This is a genomic window from Isoptericola sp. NPDC056134, assembly GCF_042264825.1.
Lineage (GTDB): Bacteria > Actinomycetota > Actinomycetes > Actinomycetales > Cellulomonadaceae > Isoptericola > Isoptericola nanjingensis.
Genome location: NZ_JBHJVM010000001.1, coordinates 238,071 through 253,989 on the forward strand (window position 1 = coordinate 238,071; position 15,919 = coordinate 253,989).

At 74.7% G+C, this 15,919-nt stretch carries 13 protein-coding genes; 5 read left to right on the forward strand and 8 right to left on the reverse strand.

Annotation, left to right across the window (positions count from 1 at the left end):
• From ACFCZN_RS01020 to ACFCZN_RS01030, 3 genes are all read right to left on the reverse strand, one after another.
• Window positions 1–2,839: cation-translocating P-type ATPase (locus tag ACFCZN_RS01020; RefSeq protein WP_430555534.1), on the reverse strand; the 2,839-nt coding region annotated here is incomplete at its 3' end.
• Window positions 2,840–2,881: 42 nt separating this feature from the next.
• Complete coding sequence (locus tag ACFCZN_RS01025; protein ID WP_430555535.1) at window positions 2,882–3,343, reverse strand: nitroreductase family deazaflavin-dependent oxidoreductase; 462 nt, start codon at window positions 3,341–3,343, stop codon at window positions 2,882–2,884.
• Complete coding sequence (locus ACFCZN_RS01030) at window positions 3,340–5,052, reverse strand: FAD-dependent oxidoreductase (RefSeq protein WP_430555536.1); 1,713 nt, start codon at window positions 5,050–5,052, stop codon at window positions 3,340–3,342. The genes ACFCZN_RS01025 and ACFCZN_RS01030 overlap by 4 nt, the downstream gene beginning before the upstream one ends.
• A gap of 251 nt (window positions 5,053–5,303) precedes the next feature.
• Here ACFCZN_RS01030 and ACFCZN_RS01035 point away from each other — a divergent pair, with 251 nt between their 5' ends.
• Window positions 5,304–5,681, forward strand: coding sequence for a hypothetical protein (locus ACFCZN_RS01035; RefSeq protein ID WP_430555537.1), 378 nt, complete (start codon window positions 5,304–5,306; stop codon window positions 5,679–5,681).
• Here the strand turns inward: ACFCZN_RS01035 and ACFCZN_RS01040 are convergent.
• Window positions 5,657–6,430: a response regulator transcription factor gene (locus ACFCZN_RS01040; RefSeq protein ID WP_429762940.1), complete on the reverse strand. Its 774-nt coding sequence runs from the start codon at window positions 6,428–6,430 to the stop codon at window positions 5,657–5,659. The two genes, ACFCZN_RS01035 and ACFCZN_RS01040, sit on opposite strands and share 25 nt — an antisense overlap.
• Before the next feature lie 99 nt (window positions 6,431–6,529).
• Between ACFCZN_RS01040 and ACFCZN_RS01045 the strand changes: the two genes are divergently transcribed.
• Entirely contained in the window at window positions 6,530–6,817 is a 288-nt protein-coding gene (locus ACFCZN_RS01045) for a UBP-type zinc finger domain-containing protein (RefSeq protein WP_429762938.1), read from the forward strand.
• Window positions 6,818–6,950: 133 nt separating this feature from the next.
• Here ACFCZN_RS01045 and ACFCZN_RS01050 read toward each other — a convergent pair whose 3' ends face one another.
• The gene (locus ACFCZN_RS01050) at window positions 6,951–7,559 is read right to left on the reverse strand and encodes a TetR/AcrR family transcriptional regulator (protein WP_429762937.1); all 609 of its coding nucleotides are present in this window, start codon (window positions 7,557–7,559) and stop codon (window positions 6,951–6,953) included.
• 126 nt (window positions 7,560–7,685) lie between these two features.
• Between ACFCZN_RS01050 and ACFCZN_RS01055 the strand changes: the two genes are divergently transcribed.
• Together ACFCZN_RS01055 and ACFCZN_RS01060 are read left to right on the forward strand one after the other, a co-directional pair.
• Window positions 7,686–9,158: a serine hydrolase domain-containing protein gene (locus tag ACFCZN_RS01055; RefSeq protein WP_430555538.1), complete on the forward strand. Its 1,473-nt coding sequence runs from the start codon at window positions 7,686–7,688 to the stop codon at window positions 9,156–9,158.
• A gap of 34 nt (window positions 9,159–9,192) precedes the next feature.
• Window positions 9,193–10,365, forward strand: coding sequence for a serine hydrolase domain-containing protein (locus ACFCZN_RS01060; protein WP_430555539.1), 1,173 nt, complete (start codon window positions 9,193–9,195; stop codon window positions 10,363–10,365).
• Between the two features lie 27 nt (window positions 10,366–10,392).
• Here ACFCZN_RS01060 and ACFCZN_RS01065 read toward each other — a convergent pair whose 3' ends face one another.
• Genes ACFCZN_RS01065 through ACFCZN_RS01075 form a run of 3 tightly spaced genes read right to left on the reverse strand, consistent with a single transcriptional unit; the run spans window position 10,393 to window position 14,670 of the window.
• A complete protein-coding gene (locus ACFCZN_RS01065; protein WP_430555540.1) occupies window positions 10,393–11,694 on the reverse strand; it encodes an alpha-hydroxy-acid oxidizing protein in 1,302 nt (433 codons plus the stop codon).
• Window positions 11,691–12,002 carry a DUF1330 domain-containing protein gene (locus tag ACFCZN_RS01070; protein ID WP_430544727.1) on the reverse strand — a complete coding sequence of 104 codons (312 nt, stop codon included), beginning with the start codon at window positions 12,000–12,002 and terminating at the stop codon, window positions 11,691–11,693. The genes ACFCZN_RS01065 and ACFCZN_RS01070 overlap by 4 nt, the downstream gene beginning before the upstream one ends.
• 34 nt (window positions 12,003–12,036) lie before the next feature.
• Window positions 12,037–14,670 carry a family 78 glycoside hydrolase catalytic domain gene (locus ACFCZN_RS01075; protein ID WP_430555541.1) on the reverse strand — a complete coding sequence of 878 codons (2,634 nt, stop codon included), beginning with the start codon at window positions 14,668–14,670 and terminating at the stop codon, window positions 12,037–12,039.
• 133 nt (window positions 14,671–14,803) lie between these two features.
• On the opposite strand from ACFCZN_RS01075, the gene ACFCZN_RS01080 reads away from it, so the two are divergent.
• Window positions 14,804–15,913, forward strand: coding sequence for a GntR family transcriptional regulator (locus tag ACFCZN_RS01080; protein WP_430555542.1), 1,110 nt, complete (start codon window positions 14,804–14,806; stop codon window positions 15,911–15,913).
• Window positions 15,914–15,919 lie beyond the last annotated feature (6 nt).

Consider the following 15,919-nt stretch of genomic DNA (forward strand, 5'->3'; position numbering starts at 1 on the left):
GGGGCGGGTGGGCACAACGGTGGGGTGGGGGGGGGGGGGGGGGGTGGGTGGGGGGGGGGGAGGGGGGGGGGGGGGGGGGGGGGGGGGGGGGGGGGGGGGGGGCCGGGGGGGGGCGTGGCCGCCCCCGGCCCACCGCCTTGACCACCTCGACGAGCAGGAAGACGACGACGGCCAGGCCGAGCGTCTTGCCCCACTCCTCGATGCCGATGGGGGCGGCGTCGAACCAGTCGTGCATGAACGGCGTGTAGACGAACACGCACTGCAGGGCGAGGAGCGCGACGGCCGAGATCCAGATGACGCGGTTGCCGCGCAGGACGTCGAGGGTGAGGCTCGACCGGTCCAGGAACCGGCAGTTGAACAGGTACGCGAGCTGGCCGAGCGCCAGCATCGTCACGGCCGTGGTCTGCGCCTCGGCGAGCGGCGCGCCCTGCGCCCGCTCGGCGTAGAAGACGAGCAGCGTGGCGCCGCCGATGAGCAGGGACACGATGAGGATGCGCCGCACGAACGCGGCGTCGAGGATCGAGGCCTTCGGGTCGCGGGGCGGCCGGGACATCACGTCCGGCTCGGCCTTCTCGTACGCGAGCCCGAGGGACAGCGTGACGGCCGTGATCATGTTGATCCACAGCACCTGCACGGGCGCGAGCGGCAGCACCAGGCCGAACAGCACGGCCACGAGGATGACCAGCGACTGCGCGCCGTTGGTGGGCAGCAGGAAGAGCACGGACTTGCGGATGTTGTCGTAGATCCGCCGCCCCTCCTCCACGGCCCGCTCGATGGTGGCGAAGTTGTCGTCGGCGAGCACCACCTCGGCCGCGTCCTTCGTGGCCTCCGTGCCCTTGATGCCCATCGCGACGCCGACGTCGGCCTGCGTGAGCGCGGGGGCGTCGTTGACGCCGTCGCCCGTCATCGCGACCACCTCGCCGTGCGCCTGCAGCGCCGACACGATGCGGATCTTGTGCTCCGGGCTCGTGCGGGCGTACACGTGCACGTCCTGCACGACGCCGCGCAGCTGCTCGGTGCTCATCGCCTCCAGCTCCGCGCCGGTGAGGACGGCGGGGCCCGTGCCGTCCGGGCCGACCTCGTCGTGGACGATGCCCATCTCGCGGCCGATCGCCACGGCGGTGCCGGCGTGGTCGCCGGTGATCATCGTGACGGCGATGCCGGCGTCGCGGCACTGGGCGATGGCTTCGATCGCCTCGGGTCGCGGCGGGTCGACGATGCCGACCAGGCCGCACAGCTCGAGGCCGGTGAGCGAGTCGGCGAGCTCCCCGGCCGGCGCTCCGCGACGGGCCGCCGCGAGCACCCGCAGCCCCCGGCCGCCGATCTCGTCGATCTGCGCCTCCCAGAACGCGCGGTCGATCGGCTGCGCCGTGCCGTCCGGCGCGGTCTGCGTGGTGCACCGGTCGAGCACCCGGTCGGGCGCGCCCTTGAGGTGCACGACCTCCGCGCCGTCGGGCGCCCGGTCGAGGGTCGCCATGTACTTGTTCTCGGACTCGAACGGCACCAGGTCCCGCCGCGACCAGCCCGTCGTCTCGAAGCCGGCCTTCATGCCGAGGCTGCGCAGCGCGCCCTCCGTCGGCTCGCCGACCAGCCGCCAGTCCTCGCCCTGCCCGCCGGGCTCCCCCGGCACCACGCGCGCGTCGTTGCACAGCATCATCGCGGCGACGACGGCGGTGAGGTCCCGGTCGTCGACGAGGTCGGCGTGCCGCGACCCCTCGCCCGCGAGCGTGAGCTCGCCGACGGGTGCGTAGCCCGCGCCCGCGACGTCGAACGACCGGCCGGCGGTGCGCACCGTCCGCGCCGTCATCTCGTTCTTGGTCAGCGTGCCCGTCTTGTCCGAGCAGATCGTCGTGACGGAGCCGAGCGTCTCGACGGCGGGCAGCTTGCGCGTGATGGCGCGGCGGCGCGCCATCTGCTGCACGCCGAGCGCCAGGGTGATCGTCACCAGGGCGGGCAGCCCCTCGGGGACGGCGGCGACGGCGAACCCGATGGACGCCGAGACCAGCTCCGGCACGGAGAAGTCGTGCACCACGCGCCCGACGACGACCATCACCACGGCCATGCCGAGGATGAGCACCGCGAGCAGCTTGCCGAACCGGTCGAGCTGCTTGGTCAGCGGCGTCTCCAGGCTCGTGACCTCGGAGATCATCGTCTGGATGCGGCCGATCTCGGTGCGCTCGCCGGTGGCGGTGACCACCCCGACGCCCTGGCCCGCGGCCACGAGCGTGCCGGAGAACAGCATGCTGGTGCGGTCGCCCACCCCGGCGTCGGGGTCCACGGGGTCGACCCGCTTGCTCGCCGCGACCGACTCCCCCGTGAGCGCCGACTCCTCGACGCGCAGGTTGGTGGCCTGCAGCAGGCGCACGTCGGCGGGCACCCGGTCGCCGGAGCGCACGCGCACCACGTCTCCCGGCACGACGTCGTCGGCGTCGATCTTGGCCCACGCGCCGTCGCGGCGGGCCTCGGCGTGCACGGACAGCATCTGCCGGATGCCGTTCAGCGCGCTCTCGGCGCGCCCCTCCTGGATGAAGCCGATCGCCGCGTTCACCACCGCGACCAGCAGGATCACGGTGAAGTCGACCCAGTCGCCGAGGATCGCCTTGAGCACCGCGGAGACCAGCAGGATGTAGATGAGCACGTCGTCGAAGTGCACGAGGACCCGCTTCCACAGCGGGTCCTTCTCCGGCGGCGGCAGCCGGTTGGGACCGACCTCCGCGAGCCGCGCCGTCGCGTCGGCGGCGCTCAGCCCGCCGTCGTCCGTGCGGAGCGCCGCGAGCACCTCGGCGGGCGGTCGTGACCAGGGGCTCGCGTCCGTGGCGACGTCCTGCGCAGATCCCATGCCGCCCATTCGACCGCGGTTCGTCCCGTGCCGCGCGGCGGGTCAGCGACCTGTGTCGTACGGCACCAGCTCGAACACCGGGTGCCGGTCCGCCTCGGCGACGAAGGCCTCCACCGGGGAGTCGACGGTGGCCGCGAAGTACGGCCGGGTGGGCCGGGACCGGCGCACGTACTGCCGCAGCACCGGCCCGGCCTCCTGGGCCGAGGCTGCCCGTACCACGAAGACGTGCCGCGAGAACCCCCGGCGCAGCAGCACGCGCGGGTCGGCGCGCACGTTGTGCACCCACGACACCGCGCCGTAGGGGGCCACCAGCCAGCGGCGCCCGCCGAGGGTGACGAGGGTCGCGGGGTTCGTGCGGGGCAGCCCGGAGCGCCGGCCCCGGGTGGTCAGCAGGAAGGTGTCCGGGACGAGCCCGAGCCGGACGAGCACGCCGATCACCGCGTCGCCCACGTCGCGGGACCGGCTGCGCCGGAACGTCCGCGGCTCGTGCGGGCCGTCGGTCATGCCGGGCTCCCTCCCCCGAACTCCTGCGCCCGCAGCCAGGCGAGGTGGGTGTGCACCAGCGGCAGCACGGACGCGCCCTCGCCGCTGGCCGACGCGACGCGCTTCATCGAGCCGGCCCGCACGTCGCCGACGGCGAACACGCCGCGCAGCGTCGTCTCCAGGCTGGCGGGCGGACGCCCGTCCACCCAGCGCTCCTGCGGCACGTCGCGGCCGGTGAGGACGAAGCCGTGGTCGTCGCGCGCGACGCCGTCGGGCAGCCAGCCGCAGTCCGGCTCCGCGCCGAGCAGGCAGAACAGGCCGTCGGCGTGCGTCTTCGTCCGCTCGCCGGTGTCCAGGTCCTCGGTGATCAGCCACTGCAGGCGCCCGTCCCCGCCGCCGTCCGTGATCACCGTGCGCGGGCGGACGGCGATGGTGGGCGTCGCCGCGATCTCGCGCACCAGGTAGTCCGACATCGTCTCGGCGATGCTCCCCCGCCGCACGAGGATCGTCACCGAGCCGGCGAACTTCGCCAGGTGCACGGCGGCCTGGCCGGCGGAGTTGCCGCCGCCCACCACGACGACGTCCCGGTCCGTCATCTCGCGCGCCATCGAGCTCGCGGCGCCGTAGTGGACGCCGGTGCCGACGTGCTCGTCGACGCCCGGCACGCCGAGCCGGCGGTAGGAGACGCCGGTCGCGAGCACGACGGTGCGCGCGCACAGCTGTGCGCCCTCGACGTGCACGTGGTGGTGCTCCGGCTCGTCCGCCGGGCCGGGCTCGATGCGCGCCACCGGGCGCCCGGTGTAGAAGCGGGCGCCGAACCGCCCCGCCTGGATGCGCGAGCGCAGCGCCAGCCGCATCCCCGAGATGCCGCGCGGGAACCCGAGGTAGTTGCGGATCATCGAGCTCGACCCGGCCTGGCCGCCGATCGCGTCGCGCTCCAGCACCACCGTCGACAGCCCCTCGGACGCCGCGTACACGGCGGCCGCCAGCCCGGCCGGCCCCGCCCCGACCACGGCGACGTCGGCGATCTCGCCCGGCGGGATGGAGTCGTAGCCGCCGTACATCGCCTCCGCCACGGCCGACGCCGTCGCGCCCGACAGCACCCGCCCGGCGAACGTGCGCACCACGGGCAGGACGGCGCCCGGGCCCGCCGCCAGGAGGATGTCGCGGGCGTCTGCGGCGTCGGGTGCGAGCACGCGGTTCGGGACGCCGAGCCGTTCGAGCAGGTCGCGGACGGCGGCCGCGTCGCGGTCGCCGGGGGGCGCGACGATCTCCGTGGACGTCACGGTGGGGCGGGCCACCGACCAGCCCCACTCCGACAGCAGCTCGACCAGGGCGGTGTGGAACTCCTCGTCGCGGGCGCCGCGCGGGATGCCGACGAACGTGTCCATGTCGCGGCGCAGCAGCGCGGCCCGCATCTCGTCCAGGGCGTCGGCGTACTCGTCGCCGGAGATCAGCGCCACCCGTCGCGCCGTCGAGACGACCGCCGGCACCTGGTGCAGCAGCTCGACCCCTGCCGCGTCCGGCAGCCGCCGCTCCGCCGCGATCATCGCGACCGGCTCCCGCGCGGCCACCAGGTCGCGCAGCCGCTCCAGCGCCGCGTCGGCGGTCCCGACGAGCTCGACCCGGTAGTCCCGGTCGTACCGGGCGCGGAACTCCTGCTCCACCTCGGACGCGTGCGCGTCGGCGACGAGCAGGATCACGGGACGCGCTTCCGGACGCTCGGGCATGCGGTCAGGGTAGGCGGCACCGCAACCCTGAGCAGATCTTGAGGCGATCTTGTCCTGCCGCGGAGGTCGCCCCGAGGTCCGCAGCGCAGGATCGAGTCCGTTCAGCCCCTGATCACCTCCCGGAGCACCATGTCCGCCTCGTCGACCGGTCCCCTCGGGGCCGCCGCGCGCACCTCCCCCTGGGCGCGCGGGCGGGTCCCGCGGCCGGCGAGACGCGTGGTGCTCCGGGAGGAACACCCCGGCGAGCCCCGATGACGCCCGCCCTGCCCCCGGGCACGGCGGCCGCGTGGCAGTCTCTCGTCGACGACCTCGACGGCGACCGGGCCGCGGTCGCCGGCTTTGCGGGCTCCTGGGCCGGCCTCCTGCCGCACCGCACCGGCGCGCTCCTGGGAGCCCTCGCGCGGACCGACGCCGACGGCGCCCGCGACGTGCTCCTGACGCTCGCCTGCACGGCGGACATGCTCGGGATGGACCGGCTCGCGGACGCCGCGTCGCAGGGGCTCGACGCCCTCGAGGAGGACGGGGTGGACGGCGCACAGCGGCACACCGACCGGATCACCGACGAGGCCCGGACCGCCGCGATCGTCATCGCGAGCGCCCTCGCTCAGGAGGGGTGGTCGAACCTGTAGCCCACACCGCGCACCGTGCGGATCCAGCGGGGCGACGCCGCGTCGTCGCGGAGCTTGCGGCGCAGGTTGGTCACGTGCACCTCCACGCTGCGCCGGTCCTGGTCCGTGACCAGGGTGCCGGTGTCGTACTCGCCGGCCCACAGCACCCGGACCAGGTCGTCCTTGGGGATCGCGCGCCCCGGGGCGCCCGCGAGCGCGGCGAGGAGGTCGAACTCGCTGCGCGTGAGGTGCACCTCCGCGCCGTCGACGTCGACGGTGCGCGCCGCCACGTTCACGACGAGCCCGTCGAAGGACGGGACGGCGGTCGCCGGGGCCGCCGGCGGCGCCTCCCGGCGAGGGCGGCGGAGCATCGCCTCGATCCTGGCCCGCAGCTCCCGGGGGCGGAACGGTTTGGTCTGGTAGTCGTCGGCGCCGGCGTCCAGCCCCATGAGCGCGTCGATCTCGTCCGTGCGGGCCGTCAGCATCACGACGTACGTGTCGGACACCGCGCGGATCCGGCGGCACACCTCGAAGCCGTCGATGTCGGGGAGCCCCACGTCGAGGGTCGTGACGAGCGGGTCGAAGCTGCGCACCAGCTCCACGCCCTCGCGGCCCGACGCCGCGGTGCGCGTGACGAAACCCGCCTGCGTCAGCACCGCGTGGAGCAGGTCGCGGACGTCAGGGTCGTCCTCCACGACGACGGCGGTGCGCTCGTAGGCGTCGCCGCTCGAGGGGGCGTCGCCGCTCGAGGGGCGGGGTCCGGCCAGCATGACGACACGCTAGCGGGACGTCGTCCAGGACGCAGCGCACGTGACACGTCCCTAGACTCGCCGAGGGCGGCGTCCGGAGCCGCCGGCGAGGGAGTGATCATGACGAGCACGTGCACGCACCTGGACCGGATCGTCCCCGTCGCGCCCGAGGCGCTCGGCACGTGCCCCGAGTGCGTGGCCGCCGGCGGCACCTGGGTGCACCTGCGGGCCTGCCTGGAGTGCGGCCACGTCGGGTGCTGCGACTCGTCGCCGGCGAAGCACGCGACGGCGCACTTCCACGCCACCGACCACCCGGTGATGCGATCCCTCGAGCCCGGCGAGCACTGGGGCTACTGCTTCCCGGAGGAGCTCCTCATCTCGGGCCGAGACATGCCCGCGACCGCCTGACCCGGGCGCCGCGTCCGACCTGCTGGCCTGTTCCCGGACCGCCGTCGGGCGCACAGCCTTGCCTTGGAGCGCGCTCACACTTCTACCGTGGCGGTCATGACGAGACACCCCTCGTGAACGCGGGCGTCCGCGGTCAGGAAGCCGCCGCGGCGGACCGGAGGACGTGGTCGACGAGCGTCCGCAGCTCGTCGGTGGTCTGCAGCTCGCCCTGGTGGAGCAGCAGCCGGTAGTACACGGGCCCGTACAGCAGCTCGATCACCAGGTCGAGGTCGGCGTCGGCGCGAAGCTGGCCGGCGTCACGGGCCACGGCCAGACGCTGCCTGGCGTCCTCGACGCGCGGGCGGTACAGGTCGTCGACGAGGCCCCGGGCGAGCTGCGGGTCGTGCTGCGTGTCGGCGATCAGGCCGACCAGTGCCCGGCCGAACCGGCGGTCGGCCAACAGCCCGCGCAGCAGACCCTCCATCTGCTCGACGAGGTCGGCCCGCAGGTCGTCGGTGTGCGGGAAGTCGGCCGACGGGTTCGCCGCGTCGTCCAGCGCCTCGAGGACGACCGCGCCCTTGGAGGGCCACCAGCGGTAGATGGTCTTCTTGCTGACGCCCGCGCGCGCGGCGATCGCCTCGACCGTCACCGCGCCGTACCCGTGCTCCCCGCACAGGTCCAGGCTCGCGTCCAGGATGGCGCGTCGGCTCGCCTCGCTCCGAGGCCGGTGGGGGGCGGCAGGTGAGGCGCTCGGATCGGGCATGACACCGATCTTAAAGGAAACGGTACGGAGCGTATTGACACCCCCCACGCGTCCGAGCACACTTCTCAAGACGAAACGCATCGTGTCGTTTCTTCCTCGACGCCTTTCGACCTTCAGGAGCTCATCGTGACGAGTCAGCGCCCACGGCCCGCCGTGCCGCTCCGGCCAGAAACGCTCCCGCGATCGGCGCCGGCCGCCGTCGGGGTGTCGTCGCGGGCCGTGCTCGCCCTGCTCGACCGGCTCGCCGGCGACTCGGTCGAGTGCCACTCGCTCATGATCGTGCGGCGCGGCCACGTGGTGGCCGAGGGGTGGTGGGCGCCCTTCACGGCGGAGCGACCGCACCTGCTGTACTCGCTCACCAAGTCGTTCACGGCCATCGCGGTCGGGCTCGCCATCGAGGACGGGCTGCTCTCGCTCGACGACCGGATCGTGGACGTCCTGCCCGACCACGTCCCGGACGACGTCTCCGACCAGGGACGTCGCCTCACGGTGCACCACCTTCTGTCCATGACGACCGGTCACGACACGGACAGCCTCGCCGAAGCGTGGGAGCTGGAGCCCCGCGACCTGACCCGGGGCTTCCTGCGCGTGCCCTTCCCCCACCGCGAGGGCACCCGGCACGCCTACGACAACGCCACGACCTACGTGCTCGCTCGCATGGTCGAGCGCGCGACCGGGAGCGGCCTGCCCGAGCTGCTCGCCGAGCGCCTCTTCACGCCCATGGGCATCACCGACGCCGAGTGGGACCGCGTCGGCGACGGTGCCGCGTTCGGGTTCCACGGCCTGCACCTGACGACCGAGGCCGTGGCCGCCTTCGGCGAGCTGCTGCTCCGCCGCGGCCGCTGGGGCGACCGCCGGCTCGTCCCGCCCTCGTGGGTCGAGGTCGCGACGGGGCGCCGCGTCGCGACGCACCAGGTCGACGGCTGGTCGGACAACCCCGACACCCGGTGCGGGTACGGGTACCAGTTCTGGATGTCACGCCACGGCTATCGCGGCGAGGGCTCGTTCGGCCAGCTGTGCGCGGTCGTTCCCTCGCACGATCTCGTCGTCGTCGCGACGAGCGCGCTCAGCGGAGGCGGCGAGACGCTCCTGGAGCCGATCTGGGAGTGCCTGCTGCCCGGGCTGGACCGCCCCGACGACGCCGCGGACGACGCGCAGCTCGCCGACCGCCTGCGAGGCCTGGCGCTCGCCCGCCCGAGCGGCACGCTCGGACCCCGGCACCCGACCGGCGCGCGGGTCGTGGCGTCCGCCGCCGACCCGGCCCTGCCCGAGGGGACCCCGGTGACCGTCGACCCCGCCGAGCGCGGGTGGCTCGTGCGGTTCACAGCCTCCCCCGGCGTCCAGGTCGATATCGAGGTCGGCCACGACGACTGGCGGGAGAGCGAGCCGCTCGGCCGCCCCGTGGTGGCGGCCGGCGCGTGGCAGGGGGACGTCTTCGTCGCCGACCTGTACGTCATCACCACTCCGCACCGCCTGCGGACGGTGGTCGACACCCGCACCGGCGCCGCGTCCGTGACGTGGAACGTCGTGCCGCTGACGGGCCCCGACCTCCTCCGCCATCTCCAGTCCCCGCTGATGACCCGGCCCGACGTGGCCTAGCGACCCCTTCACCACCACCGTAAGGAGCTCCCTCATGACCCACCAGGACCTTGCCCGGCGCGGACCTCAGGACGACACCGCGCACGACCGCCCCGAACTGCGCCGAGCGCTCCAGGACGTCGTCGACTCCGGCTTCACCGGTATCCAGCTCCGCGTCGACGACTCCCGCGGCACCTGGAACGGTGCCGCGGGCTCGAGCGTGCTCGGCGAGCCCGGCGCGCCGTCGACCGACGGACACATCCGCATCGGCTCCAACACCAAGACCTTCGTCGCGGCCACGGTCCTGCAGCTCGTCGCCGAGGGTGCGGTCGATCTCGACCGCGCGGCAGCCGACTACCTGCCATCCCTGCCCGTCGATCCCCGGATCACCGTGCGGATGCTGCTGCAGCACACCAGCGGGATCTTCAACTTCACCGGCGAGATCTACGGTCCCGACGCCGCCGTCGAAGGCGGGGTGCCCTGGAACGGGCTGACGATGGTGCGCGGCATCCCCTGGCAGGGCAAGGAGTGGGTCGACGCGCGGTTCCGGCACTACCCGACCGAGGAGCTCGCCCGCCTGGCGCTCTCCCGCCCGGCCCGGTTCGAGCCGGGCACCGACTGGAGCTACTCCAACTCCAACTACGCGCTGGCCCGGCTGATCGTCGAGGGGGTGACCGGACGCTCGCTCGCCGACGAGATGGACCGCCTGGTGCTGTCCCCCCTGGGGCTCACGCAGACCTCGGTGCCCGACACGTCGACGTTGCCCGCACCCCACGCCCACGCGTACTACCGGTACGAGGAGGACGGCCAGGAGACGACGGTCGACGTCACGGCCCAGGACCCGTCCTGGATCTCGAGCGGCGGCGACATGGTCTCCACCACCCGCGACCTCCACCTGTTCGTCTCCGGTCTGACGGGCGGCCGCCTCCTGCCCGCTCCTCTGCTCGCCGAGATGCTCGCGCCGCACCCACCCGCCGGGTACGGGCTCGGGGTCTTCGTCCAGGACACCGCTCACGGCACCCTCATCACGCACAACGGAGGCATGGGCGGCCACGGCGCGCTCATGTACTCCACCCCCGACGGCAGCACCACCCTCACCGCGGGGATCAACTACGTGGACGACGCCGACCAGTCCCTCGGCGCTGCTTTCCAGAGCGCGCTGCAGCGACTCGTCGACGTCGTCTTCGGCGGCCGGGAGACGGCACCGGGACCGACGGCCCCGAGGTGACCCCGGCCGGGCGGACCGCCCGGCGCCTCACGCCCCTCGCGGCGCCGGGGCGGGGCTCACCAGGTCGCGCGTGATCGCCGCGACGTCGCGCGCGCCGACGAGCGCCATGGTGAGGTCCAGCTCCGCGAGCACGTTGCGGATCACCTCCTCGACGCCGTCCTGCCCGGCCACGGCGTACCCGTAGAGGTACGGCCGCCCGAGCAGGACGGCGTCGGCCCCCAGGGCGAGGGCGACCAGCACGTCGGCCCCGGTCCGCACCCCGCTGTCGAGCAGCACCGTGGGGCCGGGCCCGACGGCGTCGCGCACGGCGACGAGGGCGTCGAGCGACGCGACGGCGTTGTCCACCTGCCGCCCCCCGTGGTTGGAGACCACGATCCCGTCGACGCCGAGGTCGAGGGCCCGGCGCGCGTCGTCGGGGTGCAGGATCCCCTTGAGCACGACCGGCAGCCGGGTGCGGTCGCGCAGGGTGGCCAGGTGCTCCCACGACAGGCCCGGGTTGGAGTACACGTCGAGGAACGTCTCGACGGCCGCGCGCGGCTCGGGCGAGCGCAGGTTGTCGCGGAACCGCCCGGGGTAGGCGCGCGTCATCGCGAGGAGCGAGCGCACCGCCCCGGCAGTGACCTGCACGGCGTCGCGCGCCCCGGACGCCGCGGCCCGCGCGACCCGCTCGCGCACCAGCTCGCCGAAGCGCGGGTCGCTCGTGTACTGCGCGATCCCGAGGCCGCGGGCGAACGGCAGCGAGCCGAGGTCGAGATCTTGCGGGCGCCAGCCCAGCACCGTCGTGTCGAGCGTGACGACGAGCGCCCCCGCGCCCGCGGCCTCGGCCCGGGCGATCAGCGAGTCGACGAGGTCCTCGTCGGTGCTCCAGTAGAGCTGGAACCAGCGGGCCGCGGCGCCCATCTCGGCCGCGCAGGCCTCCATGGGATGGCACGCCTGGTTGGACAGCACGAACGGGACGCCGGTCGCGGCGGCCGCGCGCGCGACGGCGAGGTCGGCGTCGGCGCCCAGGAGGGCCGCCGCGCCCACGGGCGCGAGGAGCAGCGGGCTCGCGTGCCGGGTGCCGAACAGCTCGACCGACGGGTCGCGCTCGACGGCGCCGGCCGCCATGCGCGGCACGACCGCCCACCGGTCGAACGCCTCCCGGTTGCGCCGCATCGTGCGTCCCTCGCCCGCGCCGCCGGCGACGTACGCCCAGGCCCGCGCGCTGCTGGCGCGGCGGGCGGCCCGCTCGAGGCCCGCGGCGCTGGTCGGGACCCGGGGGCGCCGGCCCAGCACGCCCGCGCGGTAGATCGCAGACTGCCGGGCCAGCCCCGCCCCGGGCGCGCTCATCCCACGGGGCGCACGCGCAGGATCTCGGTGCGCGCGATCGCGCGGTCGCGCACGTCGAGCCGCGCCTCACGGTCGGGGTCGGCCATGAACGCCGCGAGCGCCTCCTCGTCGGGCATCTCGATGAGCTGCACCTCGGTGGGCTGGACGGCGCCGTGCGCCGCGTCGTCGGTGTGCGCCACGTTCGTCACGCGGTGCAGCACCCGTCCGCCGTGCCGCGGCACCAGCGCCAGCACCTCGGTCTCGTAGTCCGCCAGCGCCGGGGCCTCGCCGTCGGCCGCCCACAGCAGCACGCACAGGGTGATCGCCATCGTCCACCTTCTCTCTCGTCGTCCGCCGATCCTGTCAGTCCCGGGCGGTCCGCGCGGGCGACCCGCCGGTCGTCGCGCCGGTCGTCCCGCCGCGGAGCGGGTGCCCCACGGGCGCCCACCGGCCGGCCACGTGGTGCACGCCCGGGCCGACCGTGCGCCCCGGCTCGTCGAGCGGGAGGTCCAGGTGGGCGGTGACCCCCGGCGGCACCTCGAGGTCGAGCTCGAACCGCCCGGCCGCCAGCCGCCAGGAGACCTCGATCGGCCCGTACGGGCTGTCCAGCCGGGCGGACGCCCGGTCGAGCTGGCCGGTCACCAGCGGGCGCACCAGCACCTCGCGGTAGCCGGGTGCCGCCGGCGCCAGACCGGCGACCGAGCGGTGCAGCCAGTCGGCGACCGCCCCGTACGCGTAGTGGTTGAACGACGTCATCTCGCTGGGGTGGATCGAGCCGTCGGGCAGCAGCGAGTCCCATCGCTCCCAGACCGTCGTGGCGCCCATGCCCACCGGGTAGAGCCAGGACGGACGGGTGCGGGTCAGCAGCATCGCGTGCGCCAGCTCGGGGTGGCCGGCGTCGCACAGGGCGTCCAGGATCAGCGGGGTGCCGAGGAACCCCGTGCTCACGTGGAAGTCCGCCTCGCGCACCAGCGCCACCAGCCGGTCCTCCGCGCGGCGGCGCTGAGCGTCGGTGTCGAGCAGGCCCCAGACGATCGCCAGCGCGTAGACGGTCTGGCAGTCGCTGCGCACCGTCCCGTCGGCCGCGACGTACGCGCCGCGGAACGCGGCCGCGACGTCGGCCGAGAGCCGTGCGTACCGCCGGGCGTCCGCCTCGTGCCCGAGCACCTCGGCCGCGCGGGCCAGCAGGTGGGCGCTGCGCGCCAGGTAGGCCGTCGCGACGACCGCGGGGTCGGCCTTCACCGCCGCCGAGTCGTCCGGCGGCGCGTCCGGGTCCAGCCAGTCGCCGAACTGGAAGCCGGTGTCCCACAGCAGGGTGTCGCCCGCCAGGGCGCGGGCCCGGTCCACCCAGGCCCGCATCGAGTCGTACTGACGCTCCAGGACGCCGACGTCGCCGTAGCGCTCGTACAGGGTCCACGGCACGTGCACCGCCGCGTCCGCCCAGCCGGCGGCCGGCGTGTGCTCCCCGCCGTCCGGCCCGGGTCCGCGCAGCTCGCGCACGACGTCGGGCACCACGTACGGGACGCCCCCGTCGGGACGCTGCTCCGCCGCGAGGTCCTGCAGCCACGAGCCGAGGAACCCGCCCACGTCGAACAGGAAGCTCGCCGTCGGGGCGAACACCTGGATGTCGCCCGTCCACCCGAGCCGCTCGTCCCGCTGCGGACAGTCTGTGGGTACGTCGAGGAAGTTGCCGCGCATGCCCCACACGACGTTCTCGTGCAGCCGGTTCACGTCCGGCTCCGAGCACTCGAACCACCCCGTGCGGCGCAGGTCGGAGCTCACCACCACCGCCTGGGCGTCGCCGGCACGGACCTCGGCCCCCGTCACCTCCGCGTAGCGGAACCCGTGGAACGTGTACGCGGGCTCCAGCACCTGGGTGCCGCCGGCGAGGACATAGGCGTCCGTCGCCTTCGCCGCGCGCAGCGGCCGCACGCCCAGCTCGCCGTCCTCGAGCACCTCCGCGTGCCGCACCGTGACGGTGTCCCCGCGCTCCCCCGCCACGCGCAGGCGCACCCATCCGACGACGTTCTGGCCGAAGTCGACGATCTGCCTGCCGGTCGGCGACGTGCGGACCTCCCGCGCGGGGACGGTCGCGACCTCGCGCACCGGCGGTCCCGTCGGCGCGACCAGCCGCGCGATGTCGGTCGCGGTGTCGGCATCGAGCACGTCGACGGGGCCGTCCGCGACGGCGTCCGGGGCGAGCGGCAGCCGCAGGTCGGTCGTCTGGCCGTCGTACAGGTCGTCGGCGAGGACCCCCGTCGTCCCGGCACGCCAGGCCTCGTCGGTGACCACCGTCTGACGGCGACCGTCCTCGAGCGTGATCTCCAGCTGGGCGAGCAGCGCCAGCCGGTCGCCGTAGGAGTCGCGCTGGTGGGTCCACGTGAGCTGCCCCCGGTACCAGCCGTTGCCGAGGCCCACCACGAGGCGGTCCGCCCCGGGCGCGCGCAGGTGCTCGGTGACGTCGAAGGTCTGGTAGCGCAGGCGTGCGTCGTACGCCGTCCACCCCGGGTCGAGGAGGTGGTCGCCCACGCGGCGGCCGCCGATCCACGCGTCGTAGACCCCGTGCGCGGTGACGTACAGGCGGGCGGACGCCACCGGGCCGCCGAGGTCCAGGTCGCGGGCGAGCACCACGGCGCTGCCGTCCAGCCCTCCGACGTGCCGGGGGCTGACGAACCGCGCCTCGACGTCCTCCGGCCTCAGCAGCCCGGCCTCGATCGCGAGGCGCTCGCTCCAGGGCGACCACCCGTCGTCGGACTCGATCCGCACCTGGACCTCGACCCGCTCGCGCGAGCGCAGGTCGCGGAACGGCCAGGGCACGAGCACCTGCTCGGGCCCCGTCTCCCGCCGCTCCGCCGCGGCGCCGTCGGCGGTGCGCAGCCGCACCTCGTACGCGCGCTGCACCCCGCCCCCGGTCCGCGTCCAGGACAGCCGGGGGGCGGCGGAGCCGATCCCCACCTCCGGGGCGCCGTACTCGGCCACGAGCCGGTCGATGCGCATCGTCGCGCCTCCTCGCGGGACGGACCCGCCGTCGGGATCTTCGAGCGTCCTGGACGCGGGGTGCCCCACAATGGACCAGGAGCGGAGATCATATTCATTCGACTGTTCATACGGTCCGAGGACGGGAGCGAGCTTGACCGAGGCGCTGTACGCCCAGGTGCACGAGGCGCTGCGGGCACGCATCGTCGGCGGCGACCTCGCCGTCGGGGACCGGCTGCCGGCGCAGGCGGAGCTCGTCGAGGAGTTCTCGGTCAGCGCGATCACGATCAAGCGCGCGCTGGACATGCTGCGGGACGAGGGCTTCGTGACCCGGCGTCCGCGCATCGGCACGATCGTCGTCTCCACGACGCCCGCCGGCGGCGCGCGCCCGGACGGGAGGAGCCGCCTGCCGCTGGTCGGCTACGTCGTGCCGGGGTTCGACGACGCCTTCGGGTCGCACCTGCTCGGAGGGCTCCTCGACGCGTCCAGCGAGCGGGCCCACGTCGTGGTGGGGATGTCGCGCGGCGACTCCGAGCTGGAGGAGCGCCTCATCGAGGAGCAGCTCGACCGCGGCCTCGACGGGCTGGTGCTGCTGCCCACGTCGTCGCAGGCCATCCCGCAGAGCGTCGCGGCGCTCGTCGGCCGCGGCTTCCCCCTCGTCATCGTCGACCGCACCCTGACGGGCGTGCCCGTCAGCACCGTGACCTCCGACAACGTCACCGGCGGACGGCTGGCGGCGGAGTACCTCTTCGAGCTCGGGCACACCCGGATCGCGCTGGTCCAGTCCCCCAACGCCGTGTCGACCCTCGACGAGCGGCGGCGCGGGGTGGTGGCCGCGCACGCCGCGCACCAGGTACGCCTCGAGGAGTCCCAGGTGTACTCCGGCGTCCGGTCCGTGGTGCCGGGCTCGGACGTCACGCCCGAGGACGACGTCGACGGCCTGGTCGGGTTCCTCGAGGCCCACCCCGACCTCACCGCGTGCGTGGTCACGGAGTACCACTCCGCGCGCCTCGTGCTGCAGGCCGCGCAGCGGCTGGGCCGTGCCGTGCCGGGCGACCTCTCCGTGATCTGCTTCGACGCCCCGCCGGAGTACGTGGACGCCGCGGTCCCCCTCACCCACGTGGAGCAGGACCAGCACGCGCTCGGGGCGCGCGCCTTCGAGCTGCTCGAGCGGCAGCTCGCCGAGCGGGGCGACGTCTCGCAGGACACCGTGCCCGTACGGATCCTCGCGGGCGGGTCGACGGGACCGGCCCCGGCCCGGTAGCGCGCG